Raw genomic sequence first — 21,509 nt, forward strand, 5'->3', positions numbered from 1 at the left:
CGGGTGTTGCACGCATACGTGACCGCCTACTCGATCCTCGACCGCTCGCTCGTCCGCCAGGGTTCCACCCCGGCCGCCGCGCTGCGCGAGACCGTACGGTTCGCGCGGCAGGCCGAGGAGCTCGGATACCACCGGTTCTGGGTGTCCGAGCACCACAGCGTGCCCGGCGTGGCGGGCTCGGCCCCGACCGTGCTGGCGGCGGCCGTGGCCGCGGCGACCTCGCGGATCCGGGTGGGCACCGGCGGCGTGATGCTGCCCAATCACCAGCCGCTGGTGGTGGCCGAGCAGTTCGGCGTGCTGGAGTCGCTCTACCCCGGCCGCGTCGACATGGGTCTGGGGCGTTCCGTGGGTTTCACGGGCGGCATCCGCAGGGCGCTCGGACACGGCAAGGACGACGCGGACGGGTTCGGCGACCGGCTCGACGAGCTGCTCGGCTATTTCACCGGCACGCAGGCGGCGCATCCCGGGGTGCACGCGCTGCCCGCGGAGGGGCTGCGGCCGCAGGTGTTCGTGCTGGCCATGGGCTCGGGGGCGGAGATCGCGGCGGCGCACGGGCTGCCGATGGTGATCGGGGCCGGCGCGCGGATGGTGGACGCCGTGGCCCGGTACCGTGCCGGGTTCCGGCCGTCCGGGTGGGCGGCGCGGCCGTACGTGGTGATCGCGGTGAACGTCGCGGTCGGCGCGACGCGCGCGGAGGCGGCCATGCTGCAGTTGCCCGAGGCGTGGGCCACGGCGCTCTCGCGGACCAGCGGGGCCTTCCCGCCGCTCGTGCCGGCCGAGGAGGTCGCCCGGCTGGAGATGGGCACGCGGGAGCGGGCCTACCTGGAGGAGTCGCTCAAGGGGCAGATCCACGGGACCGGGCCCGAGGTCGCGGTGGCGCTCGGCTCGCTGGTCGAGGCGAGCGGGGCGGACGAGGTGCTGGTCACGATGAACACCTACGACCTGGACCGGCGGCTGGACTCCTACCGGCGGCTCGCGGCGGTCCTCACGGGTTAGGATCACCCGAACATCGTTCTGCGCGAATGAAGGGTGCCCGCATGATCCGCCAGCACGCCATCGGTGACCTCCTGCGGCGCACGGCCGCCCGCCACCCCGTGAAGACCGCCATCGTGTACGGCGACCTGCGGCAGAGCTACGCCGACCTCGACGTGGCGGTGAACAGGACGGCCAACGCGCTGGCCGCCCGGGGCGTGGGCAAGGGCGACCGGTTCGCCGTCTTCAGCCACAACAACCACGCGTTCGTGGTGACGTACTTCGCCTTGGCGCGGCTGGGGGCGATCTCCGTGCCGGTCAACTTCATGCTGGGGGCCGGGGAGGTGGCGTACGTCCTGGATCATTCCGGCGCGACCGGGATGCTGGCCGAGGAGGCGCTGCTGCCGGTGGCCGCCGCGGCGGTCACCGAGCGGGTCACGGTGCGCGGCGTGATCGGCGCGGCGCCGGAGGGCTGGGAGCCGTTCACCGCGTGGTCGTCCCATGACGACGCGTCGGAGCCCCGGGTGGAGATCGCCGACGACGACCCGATCCAGCTCATGTACACCAGCGGCACCGAGTCCCGACCCAAGGGCGCCACGCTGACGAGCCGCAACCTGATCGCCCAGTACGTCACGTGCGTGGTGGACGGCGAGATGAGCCACGACGACGTCGAGGTGCACGCCCTGCCCCTCTACCACTGCGCGCAGCTGCACTGCTTCCTGACGCCGGGCATCTATCTGGGCGCCACCAACATCGTCCTGCCCGGCGCCGGCCCGGCGGCGATCCTGGCCACGATCGAGGGCGAGCGCGCCACGAAGCTGTTCTGCCCGCCCACGGTCTGGATCTCGCTGCTGCGCCACCCCGACTTCGACCGCAGGGACCTGTCGTCGCTGCGCAAGGGCTACTACGGCGCCTCGATCATGCCCGTGGAGGTGCTGAAGGAGATCGCCGCCCGCCTGCCCGAGGTACGCCTGTTCAACTTCTACGGCCAGACCGAGATGGCCCCCGTCGCCACGATCCTCGGCCCGGAGGAGCAGCTGACCCGGCTCGGCTCGGCCGGGCGGCCCGCGCTGAACGTCGAGACCCGCATCGTCGACGACCGCGACGAGCCCGTGCCGCCCGGCGTGGTGGGCGAGATCGTGCACCGCAGCCCGCACGCCATGCTCGGCTACTGGAACGACCCGGAGAAGACGGCCGAGGCGTTCCGCGGCGGCTGGTTCCACAGCGGCGACCTGGGCGTCATGGACGCCGACGGCTACCTGTCCGTGGTGGACAGGAAGAAGGACATGATCAAGTCGGGCGGCGAGAACGTGGCCGGCCGCGAGGTGGAGGAGGCCATCTACCAGCATCCGGCGGTCGCGGAGGCGGCCGTGTTCGGGGTGCCGGACGAGAAGTGGATCGAGGCGGTGACGGCCGCGGTGGTGCTGCGCGAGGGTGCGGGGCTGACCGCGGACGAGCTGGTCGGATTCCTGCGGGGGCGGCTGGCGGCGTTCAAGACGCCCAAGCGGGTGGTGTTCGTGGACGCGCTGCCGAAGAACGCCTCCGGCAAGGTGCTCAAGCGGGAGCTGCGCGACACCCTGTCATGATCGGATCGTGACCAGGCGTCAGCCACGCCAATAGCGGGCATCCCCTCTCGGCGACGACTTCACCTCAAGCCCCGGGACAACTCCTCCGTCTCGACCGAGAGAGGCCGCATGCCAAGCCTGCCCGAGCTCATGCACCGCACGTTCTTCCGGACGCTGTCCCTGCTGTCGCCGGGGGCCCAGGGGACGATCCTGCGCCGCTACTTCGAGTGGCGGCACCGGATCCCCGACCCCTGGAAGCTGGCGACCGACAGCTACGAGCAGCACAAATACCACACCACGCTCAAGCACCTGCCGCCGCGGCCCTACCGGCGCATCATCGAGGTCGGATGCGCCGAGGGCGTCTTCACCGGCGCGCTCGCGCGGGCCTACCCCGACGCGGAGATCACGGGGGTGGACGTGTCCGCGCGGGCGCTGGAGCGGGCGCGGGCCCGCGTGCCGGAGAACGGCCGGGTGCGCTTCGTCCAGGCCGACATCCTCACCCACCGGCCCGAGCCCCGCTTCGACCTGGTGTTCTGCTCGGAGACCCTCTACTACCTGGGCCGCCACGACCGCCTGCGCCTGGCCTCGGCGCAGCTCAGCGGCCTGCTCGTGCCGGACGGCGTGCTGGTGGCGGTGCACCCCTGGCCCGAGGCCACCCGGCTGCACGGCTATCTGGACGCGCACGGGTCGCTGCACCGGCTCGGCGAGCAGGTCTACACGGCCCCGCCGCGGCCGTTCGCCATCACGATCTACGGGACGAAACCCGGCTAGCCCTTGCCCAGCAGGTCGGCGGCGATCTGGCGGACCACCACGCGCTGGATCTTGCCGGTCGCCGTCTTGGGCAGCTCGTCGAGGACCAGCACCTCGCGCGGGCGCTTGAACGAGGCCAGCCCGTCCCGGCAGAAGCCGATGAGCTCCCCGGCGTCCACCGTGCGACCCGGGGCGGGCACCACGCAGGCCACCGGCTTCTCCAGCCCCTCCCCGTCGAGGTAGGCCACGACCGCGCACTCCCCCACCGACTCGTGCTGGAGCAGCCGGGCCTCGACCTCCATCGGCGACACCCAGATCCCGCCCGCCTTGATCATGTCGTTGGAGCGGCCGAGGCAGCGGTAGAAGCCGTCCGCCTCGCGGACGTAGGTGTCTCCCGTACGCAGCCACTCGCCCTGGAACACCTGGCGGGTGGTGGCGGTGCGGCACCAGTAGCCGGTGGCGATCGAGTCGCCGCGGACGTACAGGTGGCCGGGCTCGCCGTCCCCGACGGGGACGCCGCGGTCGTCGAGGAGGCGGGCCTCGTAGCCGGGGACGACCGTTCCCGAGCTGCCCGGCCGTACCTGGCCGGGATGATTCGAGATGAAGATGTGCAGCGCCTCGGTGGAGCCGAGCCCGTCGATGACGTCCACGCCGAACCGCTCGGTGAAGCGCCGGTAGATCTCGGCGGGCAGCGCCTCGCCCGCCGAGACGCCCAGCCGTACGGACGCGAACGCGTCGTCGGGCGCGCCCCCGGAGTCATGGGCGGCGAGCAGGGCGGCGAAGAACGTGGGGCCGGCGAAGAACAGCGTGGGGCGCTCCTCCCTCACCCGGGCGACCACGCCCGCGGGGGTGGGCCGGGCCGGGTCGAGGATCGCGGTGGCCCCGGCGGCCAGGGGGAAGAACAGGGAGTTGCCGATGCCGTACGCGAAGAACAGCCGCGCCACCGACAGGCACCGGTCCTCCTGGCGGATGCCGAGCACCTGGCGGCCGTAGGTCTCGTAGACGTCCCGGATCGCGCCGTGGCGGTGCATGGCCGCCTTGGGGGCGCCGGTGGTGCCGGAGGTGTAGAGCCACAGGGCGGGCGAGTCGCGCCAGCTCTCGTACGGGGGCTCGGCCGGCCGGCCGGCGGCCAGCACCTCGGCCCAGGAGCGGGCCGGCGCGACCGCCTCGCCCACGAGGACGAGCGTCTCCACCTCGGGGGCGCCGTCCAGGGCCGCGCGCACGACCGGCTCGAACTCGGGGGTGGCCACGACCACCCGCGCCCGGGAGTCCCTGACGAGGGCGCCCAGCTCGGGCCCGTTGTACATGGTGGACACCGGCACCGCGACCGCGCCCATCCGCATGACGGCCAGGATGGTGATCGCGGTCTCCGGCCGGTCCGACATGACGAGCAGGACGCGCTCCTCCGGCCGCACGCCCAGCTTCCGCAGCCCGGTGGCCAGCTCGGCGACGTGCGCGGCGAGCTGGGCGTAGGTGAGGGTGCCCGCCGGGCCGGTGATCGCGAGGTGGTCGCCCCGGCCCGCTTCGACCTGGCGGTCGGTGAGAAAGACGCTGGCGTTGAACGACTCGGACGTCATGACCGTCCCCCATCCGCAGGCGGGCAATAGTAGCTGAATCTTCCACACGGAATCTGGAGCCCGTCAATGACGTGTAGAACTTCACGGTCGGCGGTCGAGCGCCTGCGCCCACTTGACGGCCACCGCCGCCACCTGGATGAGCTCGGCCCGCAGCCGCTCCGGGTCCGACTCGGCGAACGCCTCCCGTACCTCCTCCTCCAGGATGTGCCGCCAGGTCAGCCCGCCGGCCTCGGCCGCCTTGTCGGTCAGCCGCCGGGCCAGCTCCGACTCTGCCGCCATGCCCTCGCCTCCGGTGCCGTCCGGCAGCACCTGCATGCCGAACTTCGCGTCCTGGGCCGCCCGCTCGGCCGCCACCTCGCCCAGCACCCGCGCCAACGAACCCGCCACGCCCGCGTCACCGTCGTGTGTCATGATCCCCAGTCTCGCGCAGGTCATGGGACCGGGGAGCCGGGTGGGGCCGGCGGAAGGCGGGGCCGAGGTCGGTGCGGCCCGAGCAGACGTGGTCGCGGAACGAGCGGGCGGCCGGGGTGAGCCGCTCGCCGGCCGGCCAGGACACGCCCACCGTCCTGAACAGCGGTGGTGACAGCGGGATCTCCACCACGCCACCGGTGGGCGCCTGGTCGGAGCGGGGCAGGACGGCGACCCCCAGGCCCGCCGCCACCAGCCCGCGCACGGTCTCCGACTCCTGCCCCTCGAACGCGATCCGCGGCTCGAACCCCGCCGCCGCGCACAGGTCGTCGGTGATCTGCCGCAGCCCGTACCCGTGTTCCAGCGTCACCAGCTCCTCCCCCGCCAGGTCGGCCGCCCGCACCCGGCTCCTGGCCGCGAAGCGGTGGGACGGCGGGGCCGAGAGCACCAGCTCCTGCTCGGCGAGCGGGCGGCTGACCAGGTCGGGGTCGTCCAGCGGCAGCGGGGCCACGAACACCAGGTCGATCTCGCCCTCGCGCAGGGCCCGCAGCATGTCCTGGCGCGAGCCCTGCGCCAGGCTGAAGCGGACCCCCGGGTTGCGCTCGCGGAAGCCACCGATGAGGGACGGCACGAGCGTGCGGCCGAGCAGGTGCAGGAAGCCGAGCACGATACGGCCGCTGCCCGGGTCGATCTCCTCGCGTACCTCCCGGGCGGCGGCGGTCACGGTGGCGAGCGCGCGGGTGGAGGCGGCGGCCAGGGTGCGGCCCGCCCTGGTCAGGCGGATGCCGCGGCCGGACGGGAGCACCAGCGGGGCACCGACGAGGTCCGAGAGGGCGGCGAGGCGGCGGCTGGCGGTGGGTTGCGGGATGCCGAGGAGCTCGGCGGCGCGTGTCACGTGGCCGGTCTCGCCGACGGCGGCCAGCAGCGCGAGGGCCGGGGCCAGGCGGGCGGCCAGCGCCTCATCGGATTCATCCATCACGGTATGAATTATCGCCTATATCCGCATTGGACGTATTTATTAGCCTTGCTTAGCGTTTGGTGGGTGGTTGTTCTCGAAGCTTCCCCTCTCGCCGACACGCGGCGGGTCAGTGCGGCCGTCGCGGCGGCCGGGCTGTCGTCGTTCGCCCTGCTGTACGCGCCGCAGCCCGTCCTGCCGCAGCTCGCGGCCGCGTACCGGCTGGATCCGGGCACCGCGTCGCTGGCGATCGGGGTGGCGACCGCCTCGCTCGCCGTGGCGGTGCTGCCGCTGGCGTGGATGGCGGGGCGGGTGGGGCGGCGCCGGGTGATCGTCTGGTCGGTGGTGGCGGCGGCGGTCCTCGGGCTGCTGCTCCCGCTGGCGCCGTCCTTTCCGGTGCTGCTGGCGATGCGCGGGGTGCAGGGGGTCGCGATCGCCGGGTTCGCGGGGGTGGCGGCGGCGTACCTGGCCGACCAGGTGGGCACGGCGCGGCTGGCCGGTGCGGTGGGAGCGATGATCGCCGGGAATTCGGTCGGAGGGATGCTGGGGCGGCTCGGGGCCGGGTTCGCCGCCGAGCCGCTGGGGTGGCACGGGGCGCTGGTGACGGTCGCCGGGGTGTCGCTGTTGTGCGCGCTGTTCGCGGTGGCGACGCTGCCCCGCGCGGAGGCAGGCACGGAGGCAGGCACGGAGGCAGGCGCGGCGGGCGGGGGCGCCGGCAGGGGACCAGGTGCGGCGGCTCGGGTGACGGTGGAGCTGGTGGTGCCCGTTCTGGTGGGGGCGCTGGGCATGGGGGCGTTCGTGGCGCTCTACAACGCGGCCGGCTTCCGGCTGGCCGCGCCGCCGCTCTCGCTCGCCCCGGCCGCCGCCTCCCTCGTCTTCCTGTCCTACGCCATGGGCGCCGCCTCCTCGGCCGCCGCCGGTCGGCTGGCCGGTCGCCTGGGCCGTACGCCGGCGCTGGTCGCGGCGCTGGTCGTCACCGTGGCGGGCTCCGTACTGACCGCCCACCCGTCGCTGCCGGTCATCGCCGTGGGCTTCGCCGTGCTGACCGCCGGATTCTTCGCCGCGCACGCCATCGCCAACGCCTGGGTCACCGCCGCGGCGCCCCCGCCCGCGCGGGGCCGGGCCGCCGGCCTCTACACGCTCTGCTACTACCTGGGCAGCGGTGCGGGCGGCACGGCGGGGGCCGTGGTGTACGGCCACGCGGGCTGGAGCTGGCTGGTGGCCATGACGTCGGCCTGGCTGCTGCTGGCCGCCCTCGCCGTCCTCCTGGCACACCGCAAGGCACCGAGAGGCACCCTCCGGAAGGGCCGGCGGATCAGGACGGCCGGCGGGTGACGTCTCGTCCGGGGGTCACGTGACGGAGCGCTCCAGGGAGTCGGTCAGCCAGGTGAGCGTCGCGCCGATCGTCGCCTTCTCGCCGCTGACCTCGCCCACGAGCCGCCAGTAACGGACCACCCTCGGGTCGCGGTCCAGCTCCACGGTGGCCAGCAGCTCCCGCCGGAACTCCGGGGTGTCCCGGCAGCCCCGGACCGTGGCGTGGGCGGCCACGAAGCGGTCCAGTTCGGGCCCCTCGCGCGGTGCCGCACCGGCGATCACCAGGGGCTCGGCCAGCATGACCGCCTCGCCGACGCCGGACATCAGCTCGTCCTCGTCGCGGATCACCCGCATGTTGGCGCGCGCCCGGTCCAGCAGGCTGCGGGTGAGCGCCCGGTCGCCGGCCAGGACGACCAGCTCGGCGTACGCGACCACCTGCGTCGGCGTCGGCTCCGGGGGCGGCGCGGGCGCGGCCATGGCCACGAACGAGGCGAACAGCTCGCCGGAGACGGGCGAGACCAGCTGCCGCCGCCAGAACTCCACCAGCACGTCGTGGGCGGCCGGGCCGCGCTCCACGGCGGCCAGCAGCTCCAGCCTGGCCGCCCGCTCGGCGGGGCCGGCCTCCTCGATGGCCCGCAGCGAGGCGCGCCGCCAGGCCAGGTTCGCGAGCTGGACGTCGAGGGCGGCCCGCTCGGCGGAGACGGCGTCGGCCACGGTGCACTCGCCGCCGAGCACGCGCGCGATCGCGGCCAGCCCGAGGCCGAGCCCGCGCAGCCGCCTGACCAGGCCGAGCCGCTCCACGGCGGCCCCGTCGAACCTGCGGTGGCCGCCGACGCTGCGCACCGACGCGATGATGCCCTCGTCGCAGTAGAAGCGGATGGTCCGCACCGGTACGCCGGTCAGCCGGGCCAGGTCACCGATCCCGAGCGTCTCGTCGCGTAACGGCACTTGAACCTCCACGGGAACTGGATGTCTCCATGACACCAATACCTTCGTCGGCCGGAAAGGCCCTTCCACGTTCATGCCGCCCGCTCTCGTCGAGAACCAGGCGCTCGCACGCTCCGGCCCTCGACAGGGCGCTTCCGCGACAGCCACGACGGGCGCAGTCCCCATCATGGAGCGCACCGTGCGAGTCCGCGTCCACATCACCGGGGGCCGGCGCGCCGCCCTGGTCGCGGTGCTCGACCGCTCCCCCGAGGAACGGGTGCGCGTCTCAGTGTTCACGGTCTCGTTCGACCTCGATAATCCGGCCGCGTGGCGATTTCCCGCGAGCCAGCCTGTACGCGGTCCAGGATCTGACCGATGTGCAGTGGGAGCCGATCGAGCCGTTACTGCCCGGGCCGAGCATCGGCGGACGTCCGGAGAAGCATCCGCGCAGATCACAGCGCGCCATGCGAAATTCGCACTTACCAACAATCGGAAGAAGCAAGATCCCAAAGTGTCGCGCAGGGTCATTTGACGGTAGTTCGTACCGCCCCCGCGCACATTGCGTGTCAAGCGGTGCCAGCCCCTGACGACGCGTGGCTGGGCGTACGAGCACGCATCGAGCACGGCGATCACCCTGATTGATCATGCAGGTGGTGCCCCGCGATGAACGCCCCAGCACAGAGCACGCTGAGCCGCATACAGCAGACGATCGCTGTGCTCGGCACCTGCTCCAACCTGTACACCTCACCCGTGGACCCAACGACGGAGGAACCGTCATTCATCGGCGGCGAGGTCGAGCCCACTCCAGCAGGGCCAGATTCTGCACACGGAGCCTCCAGCCCAACTACTGGACCTTTCGTTCTCCTGACAGCCGCAGCGCTCGGACGTACCAGTACCGTCGAGGCGTGGCCAACCAACGATGCCGAATGCTCAGCTGAGGCACGCGCGAACAACTTGCCCACCTTCCTCTGGCGGCACTTCGGCAAGCGCCTCGCCGGAGCCCATCGCATCCAGCCGCCTCTGCCACAGCGAGCCGTCGCGTTGCCGTGGTCGCAAGGTCTCAGCTCGCCGGGGCCGGCCCCACGCACGTTTCTGGTAATCGCCGCGTACTCGAGGCCGGACCTGCTGGAGGCGGGCTGCACGGTCACGAGCCGGCTCGTGACCTGGACATCAGTGCCCAGACGATCCACAAGTTCGGCTCGACAAGTGGAGCCGAACGAAACCGTCCTGGCCATGCATACCCATACGAATATCGAACCCGGCCCGGCAGCCGGACCGCGCTCCCCGAACCGGCCGGTAATCGCGCTGTCCCTGCTCAGGAGCTCTCGCTGCTCAGAGCAGATCTGCCCCAGGCAGATCGTGTCGACGCCGGTCCGGATCGCCTCACAAGATGGACGCATGAGCGAAGAATCGAAACCTCCGCTGTTCAACCCACGAATGAGACGCGAACTCTATGAGCAGCGTGTTCTCGTTCTCGACGGCCCTCTCGACGACGACAATGGGACGCTGCTGGCCACCCAGCTGATGGCACTCGCCACGCAGGATGCGTCGTCCGATATCGCCTTGTGGATTCATTCCCCAGGTGGCTCGGTCCCGTCGATGCTTGCGATCCGCGACATCATGCGCCTCATTCCCTGTGACGTATCGACCCTCGTCCTGGGTATCGCTTACAGTGCCGGGCAGTTCTTGCTGTCGTCGGGGGCCCGTGGGAAGCGCCGCGCTCTACCGCACTCACGAGTCCTGATGCACCAAGGCTCGGCGGGAATCGGTGGCACCGCGGTCGACATCGAACTGCAGGCCGGCGACCTTCGGCATACGCGCGACACGGTGCTCAGTCTGATTGCCGAGGACACAGGTCAGCCTGTCGAGCGCATATTCGAGGATTCTCTGCACGATCGTTGGTACACGGCACAGGAAGCACTGGACTACGGCTTCATCGACGCCATCGTGCAGAACTTCGACGAAATCGCGCCACAAAACCGCCCACGGCTCGGATTCGGCGTCACCCAAGGAGTCGGCCAGTGACCACATATACGATCCCGAACGTCATCGCCTCGAACCCTCGTGGCGAGCGGATCATGGATGTCTACTCGCACCTGCTCACCGAGCGGATCGTCTACCTGGGCACCGCAATCGACGCGGGCGTCGCGAATGCTCTCATCGCGCAGCTGATTTTTCTGGAATCAGACAACCCCGAGGCGGAGATCCAGTTCTATATCAACTGCGAAGGCGGAGACCCGAGCGCGATGCTCGCGATCTACGACACCATGCGCCATATCCGCCCGCGGGTTTCCACGACCTGTGTGGGACAGGCCGTCGCGGTGGGTGCCGTACTTCTCGCCGCGGGCGCCGAAGGCAAACGTGCCGCTCTCCCACACGCACGGATCATCCTGCACCAGCCGGCAGCCCAGGGGCGCGGAGCGATCCCCGATCTCATCTTGCAGGCCGACGAGGTCGTACGTGTCCGCGCGGACATCGAGCGCATACTTTCACGGCACACCGGCCAGACGGTCGAGACCCTGCGCGCCGACACCGATCACGATCGCGTGTTCACCGCTACCGCGGCCTTGGAGTACGGGCTCCTCGATCAGATCATCGAGGAGCGTTCATAGGCCCGTGGACAACCCCGGCAAGCCGCGCTACGCGGCCAGAGCATACGCCGCCGAGCAGGTGGCACCTCTCGACGCACCCTGCTGAGCAGGCCGCAAACTCTCGGCAACGGCAAGGGTCAGATCGACCAGGGTCACATCCAGCGCCCCGGCGACCGCGGCGATCATTTCGCTCGACGGCTCCTTGACGCCTCGTTCGATCTCGGAGAGATATTGCGGCGAGACTCCGGCGCGGCTTGCCGTCTCGCTCAACTTCTCGCCCCGCTCATGGCGAAGCCCTCTCAAGCGCTCACCGAGCACCTGCCGCCACAGCGGCTCGCGAGCCGGAGACGGCTCGGGGGCGGTCCGACTGATCGCTGGGCGCGACGGCATGGATGAGGCCATACCTCACCATAGGTCGATGGCGCGTTCGGGTTCTGCCGGCTTCGCGCAGAGCAGAACCGTCTCGGCTTACCCTTGCCCAGCCTCAGGCCATTCGCGCGCTCACCGAGCGGTCGTCGCGGCGGCGACCACTCGGTGAAGCCGAAGACCAGCCACGTGAGCACCGCTTACGCAGGTGGTGTTCCTCCATGATGAGGATCCGGTCGAGTCCAGCCGGAGCTTAGCCGCCGAACGCAGCAAACCCAGATCAAACCCTGTGACCCACTATTTGTCGCTTGCCAGGGAGAAGGGACCACCTGGTTGCCACGAGGAAGGGACCACCTGGTCGTGTAGTCGATCATAGTGATCTCCCTTGGTTCGTCCCCGCCGACACCCCGGTGACCGGCGCGTTCGCGGGCTGGATGGTGGGTCGCTGACGCATCCGGTAGGACTCGCCTTCGACGATGAGGACGTGTGCGGCCGAGACCAGCCGGTCGACGGCGGACTGGGCCAGCAGCGGGTCGGCCATCATCGCCAGCCACTCGCTGGGCTCGCGGTTGGAGGTCACCACGGTTGCGGCCTTGCGGTGGCGTTCCACGACGAGCTCGTAGAAGTCGGCCGTCTCGATCTGGTCCAGCCCTTTGAGCGCGAAGTCGTCGATGATGAGCAGCTGCACGTGGGCCAGGCGGCGCATCTCGGTCTCGACGCTGTTGTCGAGCCGGGCGGCCTTGAGTCGTTTGAACAGCTTGTCGGCGCGGGCCATGACGGTGCTGTAGCGGCGACGGACGGCGATATGCCCGAGCGCGGTGGCCAGGTGCGTCTTGCCGGTGCCGACCGGCCCCAAGATCAGCGCCCCGTTGCTGCCGTCGATGAAGCGCAGCGTGGTCAGCTCGCTCCAGAGCTGCCGGTCGTAGCTGACGGCGGCGCTGTCGTCCCAGGTGTCCAGGCGCATGGCGGCGTCCAGTCCGGCGGCGCGGGCGCGTAGCGCGGCCGAGCCGGTCTCCCGGCGCGAGACCTCATCGGCCAGCACCAATTCCAGGAAGTCGGCGTGGGCCAGGTGCTGCTGCTTGGCCAGTGCGAGGCGTTCGGGCAGGGTGTCGAGCATCTTGCCGAGTTTGAGCGCGCGCAAGACAGCCTTGAGGTCGGCGCTGATCGGGTCGCGAACCGACCGTCCGGCCTGGCTGCCTGCACTCGACGCCGGTGAGGCGGTGGCGGTTGTCGCCGTCATGAGGGCCGTCCCGGGGTGTCGATGGCGCTGGGCGCGGCGGCGGCCGAGATGTCAGTGGTGGCGGTGATGTCAGCGGTGTCGGCGCCGACCAGGGCCAAGTGGGCGCGGCGGGGCAGGTTGAACTCGGCGGGATCGCGGGCGAAGCGGCCCGCGGCACCCGCGGCCGGGCGCGGCGCAGGGATCGGGACGTGCTCGGTGCCGGCCGCGAGCATCGCCGAGATCTTCGATACCGACAGCACGTCCAGCTCCAGGGCCTTGCCGCAGGCGGCGTCGACAGGTTCGGCGCCGTAGCGGCGCACCAGGCCGAGCAGCCGGTAGACCTGCCGCATGCGCGTCCAGGGCAGGCTGTCATCGAAGTGCCGTTCCGCATAGATGCCCACGTTGGTGCCGGCCCGATGGGCGGAGCGGATCAGCGTGTCGATGTCGCGCATCGCATAGGTGGCCCGCTCGGCGGGCAGGTCGGCCCGGTCGGTGCTGCGGCCGCCGGCGGCCTGGCGGGGGTGGGTTTTGATCAGCCGCCCGCGGTCGAACAGCTTGACCAGCGCTCCGTCGGCGCGGGCCAGCAGGTGCCGGCCGATGTATTCGCCGGGCACCGAGTACAACGCCTTGCCGATCTCGACGTGGTAGTCCTTGTGCACCTTCACCTTCTTGAAGATCGGCACGTCATAGGAGCGTTCGGGCAGAGCCAGCAGGCAGGCGGCCTCCCGCTCGGCGAACACCTCGGCCGGACGCGCGCAGGTGGTGCCATGCAGGCGCAGTCCCGCCGTGGTGCGGCACCAGGCCTCGGCGCGGGCCTGGGCATCGGCCAGATCGGCGAAGTCCTCCCCGGCGAAGAAGTTGCCGCGCACGTACTGCACCATCCGCTCCACCTTCGGCTTGTCCTTCGGCGCGCGGACCCGCGCTGGGTCGGTGGCGAACCCGGCGTGCTGGGCGTAGTCCAGCCAGCCGGCGGTGAAGGTCGGGTTGATGGCGTCGGCATCGCAGATAACCGGGCTCAGATTGTCCGGGATGAGCACCTGGAACACCCCTCCGAAGAACCGCCACGCCTGCTCACAGCCGGCAATCACCGCCTCCAGCGTCTGGGAGAAGGTCAGCCAGATGAACATGTGCCGCGAGTAGACCGCCGTGAAGATCAGCACATGCGCGGCCCGCCGCCGCCCGGCCGCCGGGTCATAGATCAACCCGAGCCGGGCGAAGTCGACCTGGCACTCCTTGCCCGGCGCCCCGTCCAGCACTCGGACGGTGGTCTTACCCCGGCCGAACGCGCACCGCTCCACGCAGAAGCGGTGCAACGTGCGATACGGCACCTCCACGCCGAGCCGGACCAGCTTCAGACGGATCTTCTCCACCTGCAGGCCCTGCCCGACCCAGCCGCGGATCTGCTCGTGCCGGGCCTCCAGCGCCGCCCAGCTTGCGCCGTGCCGCCCATCGGTGCGCACCGGCCGCACCCGATCGACGACCTGACCGATCAGCTCATCGGTCAATTGCCCGGCGCCGCCCTCGCGGATCAGGCCTGCCATCTGCGCCGCCTCGACATACCGGCGGGCCGTCTTGCGGTCCACCCCCGCCTGCTCGGCCACCTTGCGCAGGCCGACCCCCGTCAGCCACGCCCGCAGCACCTCGCGTACCTCGATCACCGAAACCTCCCGGAACGCCATGCCCCCGAACCCCCGCCATGTCGGATGACCTGGCAGAAGTCGTAACCGGAAGGGATCAACCACCTGAACGTGACACGCCGGGTGGTCCCATCACTGGCAACCGGGTGGTCCCATGCTCGTGGCAGAAACTCCTCCCAAGTGGTCCCATGAAGCTGGCCGGCGACAACTATTCGGCTCCCACAGTCCAGAACAGTCGTTGATCTTTGAGATGCTGCGGCAGCACGCATCGCCGGGACGGGCGCTTTGCTGCTCGCCATCGCCGAATGCGTTCACTACGCCATGCCCGACGTGTTGTGCGGAGAGTCAACGCATGTGGACATGGCGAGGCAGTCCGGTGATGGTTGTCGCGGTTCTCATGGTCTGAAGGGCACTTCCCCCTGGTTGGTGATGGACGACCTGCGCAACAACGCGGTACTTCGGAGCTCTCACAGCATGCCGCTCCACCATGCTGCGGTCAGGTCGGCCGCCATGGAGACCGTCACCGGCGAATGCCGTTGCTCGAAGCACCACGACGTGGACAGGTCGACCGCTTGATCCTCCAGAGTGCGCCAGCAGAAGTCGCCGTGGTCGCCGTCGCCGAATGCGGCGGCCAGCGACGTGCGCAGGCCCAGCCGGCTCGTCGCGGTGGCCGCCCGTCTGCGCAGCCACCAGTGTTCGGGCACCTATCCTTGCTTGCATGGGTGACGTACTGAAGGGGCGAGGTTGCGCGTGGGAGTTCGAGGACGGAGGGCTGCGCATTACGCCTGAGCCGGGCAAGGCGTCGAAACTGAGCATGGAGCTCGGTGAGCGGTTCGTGCCGTACGACGCGCTGGCCGATGTCATCCTGGAGACTGGTGCACGCGGCAGGGTGGTGTTGCGGGTGGTTCCCCGGGAGGGAGCCGACCCGGTCATGTCCGCGGCAACGGGGCAGCTCCAGGAGTCGCTCGATCCGTACCGGCTGGTGCTGCCCGCCGCCACGAAGACGCTGGCCGACCAGTATGCCGACGAGATGCGCGCGGCCCTGTCCGAGCGCGGTCCGGCTGAGCGGTTCCTGATCGCCGGTCCTTCGGTGCCGCGTAGCTTCAAGGCATGGGACGGTGAGGCCGCCTTCGACGGGCAGGCTGTCACCTTCACCTGGTTCTCGTCCGGAGCTTCCCCGGCCAAGTACACGGCAGGTGACCAGCGTTACCCGATCACCGAGATCGAGGGCGTCGATTGGCATGCACTGGAGGACGCTCGCGGGTCGTTGCGGCTGCGCATCCGTGGGCACCAGGCCCTCTCCAATCCCAACAACGATCCCGCCTCCGTGGTGTTCGGCATCGGCTGGGGAGCCACGCATCACTCCCTGCCCTTCGCCGCCGCCGTGCTCGCCGCCGTACAAGGTCCCATGATCGAACAGGTCGCGGCGGAAGGCTGAGCTGCTGTCCCGTATGTAACTTTGGTGCGCGTTGGCGCCTTGGAACTCAAGGCACCCGACGGCGCGCTTCCGTCCAGGAAGAACCGCACCATCAGCACGGTCACGATGTTGGTCGTAGCGATTGACGCCTGGATAGACGTTGTTCGGGCGTTTGCCCAGGGCGAAGTGGAGGTGCGTGGGAACGCCGCCGATCCTGTCCCGCTCGAAAACACGGTTTCGTGCTCTGAACTGGGTCGAGCCCCACACGCTGGGGCCACCGGCGTATCCACGGTGAACTGGCCCGCCTCGGCCACAAGATCTCGGCTTCTGCATGAACACCGACACGACAAAGCTGAAGTTCCTGATCCGCGACCGCGGCGGCCAATTCACCGATGCCTTCGACGCGGTCTTCGCCGACGCCGCCCTGCGCGTCATCAAGAGCCCACCGCAGCGCCCGAAAGCGAACGCACACTGCGAAAGGATCATCGGCACCCTACGCCGCGAACTCCTGGACAGAGTGCTCATCCTCAACAAGCAGCATCTGCGCCGAACTCTCCCCCGCTACCTGGCGCACTACAACACGGCCCGACCTCACCGCGGCATCGGACAGCTGTCCCCATCGCAAGCCGAAACAAGCCCTCCCGTGGCGTCCGTCCACAGCTCGGGGACCGTCGCGAACCCCACGGTCTCGGGCACGGCCATCCGCGCGTACGCGATGCGGCGGGCCTCCACACCCGTCAGGAACGCCTCCGGGACCACGACGACGACGTGATCTCCCGGCGTGGGCAGTGACGCGGCGTCGCGCACAGCCGGATGCTCCTTCAGCGCGCGGACGACCGCTTCCAGGTCGGGCATCAGCGTTCTCCTCCTGGCGGATAGCGGGCCTGCCAATCTCCGTGACGTCGCCGCACGATCTTGCCGGTGGCCGTGCGGGGGATCTCGCTCAGGAAGCGGATCGCCTTCGGCACCCTGTTCGGGGTGAGGCGATCCGCGCAGTGCCGCAGGATGGCCTGCTCGCCGACCGGCTCCCGCCCGGCCACGACGTAGGCGACCGGCCGCTCCCCCCGCAGTTCGTCCGGCACCGCGGCCACCGCCACGTCCGTCACGGCCGGGTGCCCGCGGATGACCGCCTCGATCTCCGCGGGGTACACGTTCTCGCCGCCGACCAGCATGAGGTCGTCGGTACGGCCGCTCAGGTAGAGATAGCCCGCCTCGTCCAGCCGGCCGAGATCCCCCAGGCTGACGAAGCCCGTCGGCGTCGCCCGCGACGGCGATCCCCCAGAGGCCCAGCCCGCCCGGGACGCCGATCCGCCGGAAGCCCCGCCCGCCCGCGACGGCGGCCCGGCCTGGCTCCGGCGCCCCGGCACGCGCATGAACACCTCGCCCACCTCCCCGGCGGGCAGTGGCCTGAACGCGTCGTCGAGGATGCGCACCTGCGTGAACACCCCGCGGCCGACGGAGCCGGGACGGGCCAGCCATTCGTCCCCGCGGATGAGCGTGCTGCCGGTCCGCTCGGTGCCGGAGTACATCTCGAAGACGTTGCGCGGCCCGAGCAGCTCGATCCACCGGCTTTTGAGGTCCGCCGGGCATTCCGCCGCCGTGTGCAACACGGTCAGCGTGCGCGACAGGCGGGGCGGTCTGACCGAGGTGGCGTCGATGAGCCGCATGTGGGTCGGCGTGAGCAGGCACCAGTCGATCCGGCAGCGTTCGGCGGCGGTCCAGAACTCGTGCCCGATGATCTCCGGGCAGAGCATCAGCGTGTTGCCGCTGAGCAGGCCCTCGATGAAACCCATGAACCCGGCGGCGTGGTGGATCGGCATGGCCACGAGCTGCGTCTGCCGGTCGTGCCAGTTCGCGGCCCGCAGGACCGGGTTCGGCACGGTGACGGGATCGTAGACCACCGGTCCCGGCCGCGCCACGATCTTCGGCGCTCCGGTGGAGCCCCCGGTCAGCAGCAGGTACGCGGGCGCCGCCCCGCCCCCGGGGTCCGCCCGGCACCCCGCCCTCTCGCCGTCGCGTTGGCCGTCTTCGTGGTGCACGCAGTAGCCGTGTGCGGCCAGGGCGTGCGCCGGCACGTCACCGCGCGGGTCCGTGAGCAGGACCGTCACGCCCGCCCGCAGGCAGCCCAGCACGCTCACGACCGGCTCGATGTCGTTGGCCGCCCGTACCGCGATGACGCACCGGCTGCCGAGCCCGGCCAGGCCCTCGGCGCGCTGCCGCGTGAGGCGCTCCAGCTCGGCCCAGCTCAGGCGCCGCTCTCGGCGCCAGACGAGCATCGCCTGTTCCGCGCCCCGCGATCCGGCCAGCTCCCCGAGACGTGCGCCCAGCCCCGTCATGACGACTCCGCCGCGAGCCGCCCGCCCGGGCCCGTCATGGCAGCTCCGCCGCGAGCCGCCGCTCGAAGTCGCGGTAGACCGGGTGCTCGAAGAAGGTCCGCAGGGTGAGGGACACGCCGAAACGATCGTGGATCCGGCAGAGGAGCAGCACGGCCGAGACGGACGTCCCGCCCGCCAGGAAGAAGCTGGTGTCGGGCCCGATCGGGCGCTCCAGCACCTGCGCCCACATCTCCCGCAGCTCGCCGCCGTCCCTCATCGCATCCTCTCCTCATCAGCGGGCTCCTCGTCCGGCCGGACACCGTCCTGCGCCGGCACCGCGACCTGATGCGACGGCGCCATGCCCGTACCTGCCGCCCGAAGCGGCCTGGCCGCCCGCCTACCGTCCAGTCCCATCCGCGCTCTCATTCTGCGCCTGGTTCGGGAGAACCCGAGCTGGGGCTACCGGCGGATCCACGGAGAGCTCACCACGCTCGGCACCAAGGTCGCACCGTCCACGGTCTGGGAGGTCCTCAAGCAGGCTGGTCTTGACCCGGCAACCCCTTCACCTCTTCGCACTCTGAACTCCAAGGTCAAGGCCTACACCCACGCTTCGGCGGCCCGTTTCCGGCGTATTGCCAGGGCCGCACCCTAACTTGATCGATCGATGTTGATGTTATGATCAGAAACGATTAAATCATCAAAAGGTCGATACGGAGGTAGGGGATGGAGACGCCGCAGGATCCCGCAGATGGAGCGGCCAAGGGGGGCCGCTTCGTCTCCCGCCGACGGCTGCTGATCGGTGGCGCCGCCGTGGCCGGAGGCGCGGTGCTGGTCCGCTCGAGCGTCCGGGAAAGGCCGGGACGCGTCGTGATCCCCGCCGCTCCGCCGCTGCGGATCGACCATGTGACGGTCGTCGATCCACGTGACGGCAGCAGGCGGGAAGACAGGTCCGTTGTCGTCGGAGGCGGCCGGATCACCGAGGTGACCGACACGGCCGGCGGCGCCTCGGGGGAGGGCGTCAGGCGGGTCGACGGCGCGGGCAGGTTCGTCGTCCCGGGTTACAACAACATGCATTCGCACGCGCTCGGCGCCGAACGTCCCGCACTCGTACTGGCGGCCATGCTGGCCGAAGGCGTGACAGGGTTCCGGCAGATGTCCGGGTCGCCGGAAATGCTGGAGGATCGGGCGGACGGCCGTCTGCCGCTGGGTGTCCACGCGCCTGCCCTGCTGGGTATGCCGGGCGACCTGCTGATGCCGTTCAACGCCGGGTCGGCCGAGGAGGCGGAGGAGGAGGTCGCGCGGCAGAAGGAGCAGGGGGCTGACTTCATCAAACTGATCCTCGTCGAACGGCCGGTCTTCTTCGCCGCGATGGAGGCGGCCAAAGCGCGGGGACTGAAGGTCGCGGGGCATCTGCCGCCGTCGATTTCACCGCTGGAGGCGGCGCGGGCCGGCTTCGGTTCGATCGAGCACTTCGGGGCCGGGGACAACCTCTGGATTGCCTGCTCGGCGAATTTCGCGGCGTTGCAGGCCCGGGCGGACACCGGTCTGCCCGTTCCGTCGTTCGTTGTCGACATGCCGTTCGCCGAGGACGTCTTCATGTCGCGGATGGAGAAGCGTCTCATCAATCCTTCCGCCTACACCGAGCCGGAGGCGGCGGCGTTGCTGCGCGACGCGCTGGATTCCTACGACGAGGCCAGGTGCCGGGAGCTGGCGCGGGCGTTCAAGGCCTACGGGACGTGGCAGGTGCCGACTCTCGTCCGTCTGCGTACGCAGGAACTGGCGGACGCGCCAGAGTACGAGACGGACCCGTGGCTCGCGCACATGTCGGATGCGGCGGTGGCGGACTGGCGCGAAGCCACCGCCCGTTTCCGTTCCCTGCCCGCCGCGACACGCGAGACCTTCCGCCGGGCGTACGACCTGCGCCTGCGCGTCGTCGCGCTGTGGCACGAGGAAGGTGTGCCGATGCTGACCGGGACCGACGGTCAGGGGAAGGTGCCGGGGCAGACCATGCGTCAGGAGTTCGGGGAACTGGCGAAAGCGGGGCTGTCGCCGCTGGCCATCCTGCGTATGAGCACCGCGGCCGCCGCCGAATATCTCGGTCGCGCGGACCGGATGGGACTGGTCGCTCCGGGGATGGAGGCGAACTTCCTGCTGCTCGATGCGGATCCGGTGCGAGACGTCGGGAATCTCACCTGCGTCTCCGCCGTGGTGCGAGCCGGGCACTTCCTTCCGCTGCAGGAGTTGCAGGCGGTCATGTCGCAAGTCGGCAAGGGATGAGGGTCGGTCGTGGGTCACCCGACTCCCACCTGCAGCAGGTCGTCTCCGACGACGAGGCGGCCGGAGAAGCCGTTGCCCGCCGTCAGCCAGCGTTCCCGGGGATTGTCGGTCGGGGAGAGGTGGGTGAGGACGAGTGCCTTCACCCCGGCGCGTTCGGCGAGCGGGCCGACCTCGCCCACGGGGGTGTGGGACCGGATCAGGTGGTCCCGTTTGGCCTGCTGTTCCGGGGTGCGGGGGGCGGGGAGGAGCCGGTCGACCCACTGGGGGTCGATCACCTCGTGGACGAGCACGTCGGCTCCGGCCGCCAGTTGTACGAGGTTGTCGCAGGCGCTGGTATCGCCCGAGAACACAACGGATCCGTCCTCGGTGTCGAACCGGTAGCCGAAGGCGGGAAAGGCGGGCGGATGGTGGACGAGGGTGGCCCGCACCCGTACCCGATCGTCCTCGAAGACGACGAACGGGTCCATGCGCGGGGCCGGGTCGGTGTCGGGGCGGACGTCCAGGCCGTCCGGCAGCTCGATATCGCGTACGCGCAGCAGGGCGTGCGGGTCGGGTTTGAGGCTGTCGCGGATGTTGTCGTTGAGATCGGCGGCGAGGGCGCTGTAGAGGTACTCGACGGTGTCGGCGAGACCGGGGGTGGGATTCTCGCGGTTGATCACCGATGGTTCCGCGCCCGCCTCGCCCGCGAGGGGCGCCAGCGATCCCCGGCCGCCGGGGCCGAACATCGCCACCGGCCGCGCCCGGGATCCGAGCCCGTCGGTGGGGCCGAAGGCGACCAGCGGCGATAGGCCCACGACGTGGTCGGAGTGCAGGTGGGTGATGAAGACGGCGGCGAGGTTCTCCAGGCCGAGCCCGGTCCGGCGCTGTCCGAGCCCGGCCTGCAGGTAGCGGCGTCCCCACCCGTCGCCGCAGTCGACGAGGTAGACGGCGTCCCCGACCACGACGGCCGAGGAGATTCCCTGACGGTCGGATCCGCCGGACCATGAGCGGCCCGCGGCGGTGCCGAGGAGCACGAGCCTGGTCCGGGAGCGGGCGGCCGCAGTACGCGCCGTACGGGCGTCCGGTAGCGGTGGCGTGCCGGTGGACACGCAGCCCGCCAGGACGGCGGCGCCACCGGCGGCGGTGGCGGCGGCCCGCAGGAACGACCGGCGGCTGGTGGACTCCGGGCGGGTGATCACGTCGCACATCGGCTCTACTCCTCATGGACGGGGGGGTGGGA

At 70.7% G+C, this 21,509-nt stretch carries 21 protein-coding genes; 10 read left to right on the plus strand and 11 right to left on the minus strand.

Features of this window, described 5'->3' with window-relative positions:
* Nucleotides 1–3 precede the first annotated feature (3 nt).
* The 3 genes from AB0J69_RS35380 (at nt 4) to AB0J69_RS35390 (ending at nt 3,308) form a co-directional block, all read left to right on the plus strand.
* Nucleotides 4–996 carry an LLM class flavin-dependent oxidoreductase gene (locus AB0J69_RS35380; protein ID WP_364126525.1) on the plus strand — a complete coding sequence of 331 codons (993 nt, stop codon included), beginning with the start codon at nt 4–6 and terminating at the stop codon, nt 994–996.
* Between the two features lie 41 nt (nt 997–1,037).
* Entirely contained in the window at nt 1,038–2,558 is a 1,521-nt protein-coding gene (locus AB0J69_RS35385) for an acyl-CoA synthetase (RefSeq protein WP_364126528.1), read from the plus strand.
* A gap of 108 nt (nt 2,559–2,666) precedes the next feature.
* A complete protein-coding gene (locus AB0J69_RS35390) occupies nt 2,667–3,308 on the plus strand; it encodes a class I SAM-dependent methyltransferase (protein ID WP_364126530.1) in 642 nt (213 codons plus the stop codon).
* Here AB0J69_RS35390 and AB0J69_RS35395 read toward each other — a convergent pair.
* The 3 genes from AB0J69_RS35395 to AB0J69_RS35405 all read right to left on the minus strand — a co-directional run bounded on the left by AB0J69_RS35395 (nt 3,305) and on the right by AB0J69_RS35405 (nt 6,248).
* Nucleotides 3,305–4,864, minus strand: coding sequence for a benzoate-CoA ligase family protein (locus AB0J69_RS35395; RefSeq protein WP_364126533.1), 1,560 nt, complete (start codon nt 4,862–4,864; stop codon nt 3,305–3,307). The two genes, AB0J69_RS35390 and AB0J69_RS35395, sit on opposite strands and share 4 nt — an antisense overlap.
* A gap of 81 nt (nt 4,865–4,945) precedes the next feature.
* Nucleotides 4,946–5,275, minus strand: a complete 330-nt coding sequence (locus AB0J69_RS35400; RefSeq protein WP_364126536.1) for a hypothetical protein — start codon at nt 5,273–5,275, stop codon at nt 4,946–4,948.
* Nucleotides 5,259–6,248, minus strand: a complete 990-nt coding sequence (locus tag AB0J69_RS35405; RefSeq protein ID WP_364126638.1) for a LysR family transcriptional regulator — start codon at nt 6,246–6,248, stop codon at nt 5,259–5,261. The genes AB0J69_RS35400 and AB0J69_RS35405 overlap by 17 nt, the downstream gene beginning before the upstream one ends.
* A gap of 66 nt (nt 6,249–6,314) precedes the next feature.
* On the opposite strand from AB0J69_RS35405, the gene AB0J69_RS35410 reads away from it, so the two are divergent.
* Nucleotides 6,315–7,562 (plus strand): MFS transporter, encoded by a 1,248-nt coding sequence (locus tag AB0J69_RS35410; RefSeq protein WP_364126539.1) that lies wholly within the window; start codon nt 6,315–6,317, stop codon nt 7,560–7,562.
* Nucleotides 7,563–7,577: 15 nt separating this feature from the next.
* On the opposite strand, the gene AB0J69_RS35415 is transcribed toward AB0J69_RS35410, so the two are convergent.
* Entirely contained in the window at nt 7,578–8,489 is a 912-nt protein-coding gene (locus AB0J69_RS35415; protein ID WP_364126542.1) for a MerR family transcriptional regulator, read from the minus strand.
* Nucleotides 8,490–9,866: 1,377 nt separating this feature from the next.
* On the opposite strand from AB0J69_RS35415, the gene AB0J69_RS35420 reads away from it, so the two are divergent.
* The gene (locus AB0J69_RS35420) at nt 9,867–10,493 is read left to right on the plus strand and encodes an ATP-dependent Clp protease proteolytic subunit (protein WP_364126545.1); all 627 of its coding nucleotides are present in this window, start codon (nt 9,867–9,869) and stop codon (nt 10,491–10,493) included.
* A complete protein-coding gene (locus AB0J69_RS35425; RefSeq protein WP_185101837.1) occupies nt 10,490–11,080 on the plus strand; it encodes an ATP-dependent Clp protease proteolytic subunit in 591 nt (196 codons plus the stop codon). The genes AB0J69_RS35420 and AB0J69_RS35425 overlap by 4 nt, the downstream gene beginning before the upstream one ends.
* Nucleotides 11,081–11,107: 27 nt before the next feature.
* On the opposite strand, the gene AB0J69_RS35430 is transcribed toward AB0J69_RS35425, so the two are convergent.
* The 4 genes from AB0J69_RS35430 to AB0J69_RS35445 all read right to left on the minus strand — a co-directional run bounded on the left by AB0J69_RS35430 (nt 11,108) and on the right by AB0J69_RS35445 (nt 14,985).
* Nucleotides 11,108–11,461, minus strand: coding sequence for a helix-turn-helix transcriptional regulator (locus AB0J69_RS35430; RefSeq protein WP_364126550.1), 354 nt, complete (start codon nt 11,459–11,461; stop codon nt 11,108–11,110).
* A gap of 334 nt (nt 11,462–11,795) precedes the next feature.
* A complete protein-coding gene (istB, locus tag AB0J69_RS35435; RefSeq protein ID WP_364126553.1) occupies nt 11,796–12,665 on the minus strand; it encodes an IS21-like element helper ATPase IstB in 870 nt (289 codons plus the stop codon).
* The gene (gene istA / locus AB0J69_RS35440) at nt 12,662–14,323 is read right to left on the minus strand and encodes an IS21 family transposase (RefSeq protein ID WP_364126556.1); all 1,662 of its coding nucleotides are present in this window, start codon (nt 14,321–14,323) and stop codon (nt 12,662–12,664) included. Before istA ends, istB begins: the two co-directional genes overlap by 4 nt.
* Nucleotides 14,324–14,748: 425 nt before the next feature.
* On the minus strand, nt 14,749–14,985 hold the full coding sequence (locus AB0J69_RS35445) for a hypothetical protein (protein ID WP_364126559.1): 237 nt from the start codon (nt 14,983–14,985) through the stop codon (nt 14,749–14,751).
* Nucleotides 14,986–14,999: 14 nt separating this feature from the next.
* On the opposite strand from AB0J69_RS35445, the gene AB0J69_RS35450 reads away from it, so the two are divergent.
* Complete coding sequence (locus tag AB0J69_RS35450) at nt 15,000–15,719, plus strand: DUF4429 domain-containing protein (RefSeq protein WP_364126562.1); 720 nt, start codon at nt 15,000–15,002, stop codon at nt 15,717–15,719.
* A 310-nt stretch (nt 15,720–16,029) separates the two neighbouring features.
* Entirely contained in the window at nt 16,030–16,470 is a 441-nt protein-coding gene (locus tag AB0J69_RS35455; protein ID WP_364126565.1) for a transposase, read from the plus strand.
* Between the two features lie 82 nt (nt 16,471–16,552).
* Here the strand turns inward: AB0J69_RS35455 and AB0J69_RS35460 are convergent, their stop codons facing one another.
* Both AB0J69_RS35460 and AB0J69_RS35465 read right to left on the minus strand, forming a co-directional pair.
* The gene (locus AB0J69_RS35460) at nt 16,553–18,034 is read right to left on the minus strand and encodes an AMP-binding protein (RefSeq protein ID WP_364126568.1); all 1,482 of its coding nucleotides are present in this window, start codon (nt 18,032–18,034) and stop codon (nt 16,553–16,555) included.
* Between the two features lie 34 nt (nt 18,035–18,068).
* The gene (locus tag AB0J69_RS35465; protein WP_364126571.1) at nt 18,069–18,290 is read right to left on the minus strand and encodes an acyl carrier protein; all 222 of its coding nucleotides are present in this window, start codon (nt 18,288–18,290) and stop codon (nt 18,069–18,071) included.
* Nucleotides 18,291–18,371: 81 nt separating this feature from the next.
* On the opposite strand from AB0J69_RS35465, the gene AB0J69_RS35470 reads away from it, so the two are divergent.
* Complete coding sequence (locus AB0J69_RS35470) at nt 18,372–18,665, plus strand: hypothetical protein (RefSeq protein ID WP_364126574.1); 294 nt, start codon at nt 18,372–18,374, stop codon at nt 18,663–18,665.
* A 71-nt stretch (nt 18,666–18,736) separates the two neighbouring features.
* Nucleotides 18,737–20,290 (plus strand): amidohydrolase family protein, encoded by a 1,554-nt coding sequence (locus AB0J69_RS35475; RefSeq protein WP_364126577.1) that lies wholly within the window; start codon nt 18,737–18,739, stop codon nt 20,288–20,290.
* 14 nt (nt 20,291–20,304) lie between these two features.
* On the opposite strand, the gene AB0J69_RS35480 is transcribed toward AB0J69_RS35475, so the two are convergent.
* Nucleotides 20,305–21,477 (minus strand): MBL fold metallo-hydrolase, encoded by a 1,173-nt coding sequence (locus tag AB0J69_RS35480; RefSeq protein WP_364126580.1) that lies wholly within the window; start codon nt 21,475–21,477, stop codon nt 20,305–20,307.
* Nucleotides 21,478–21,509 lie beyond the last annotated feature (32 nt).

Origin of the sequence: Nonomuraea sp. NPDC049709 (assembly GCF_040674815.1) — a bacterium.
Lineage (GTDB): Bacteria > Actinomycetota > Actinomycetes > Streptosporangiales > Streptosporangiaceae > Nonomuraea.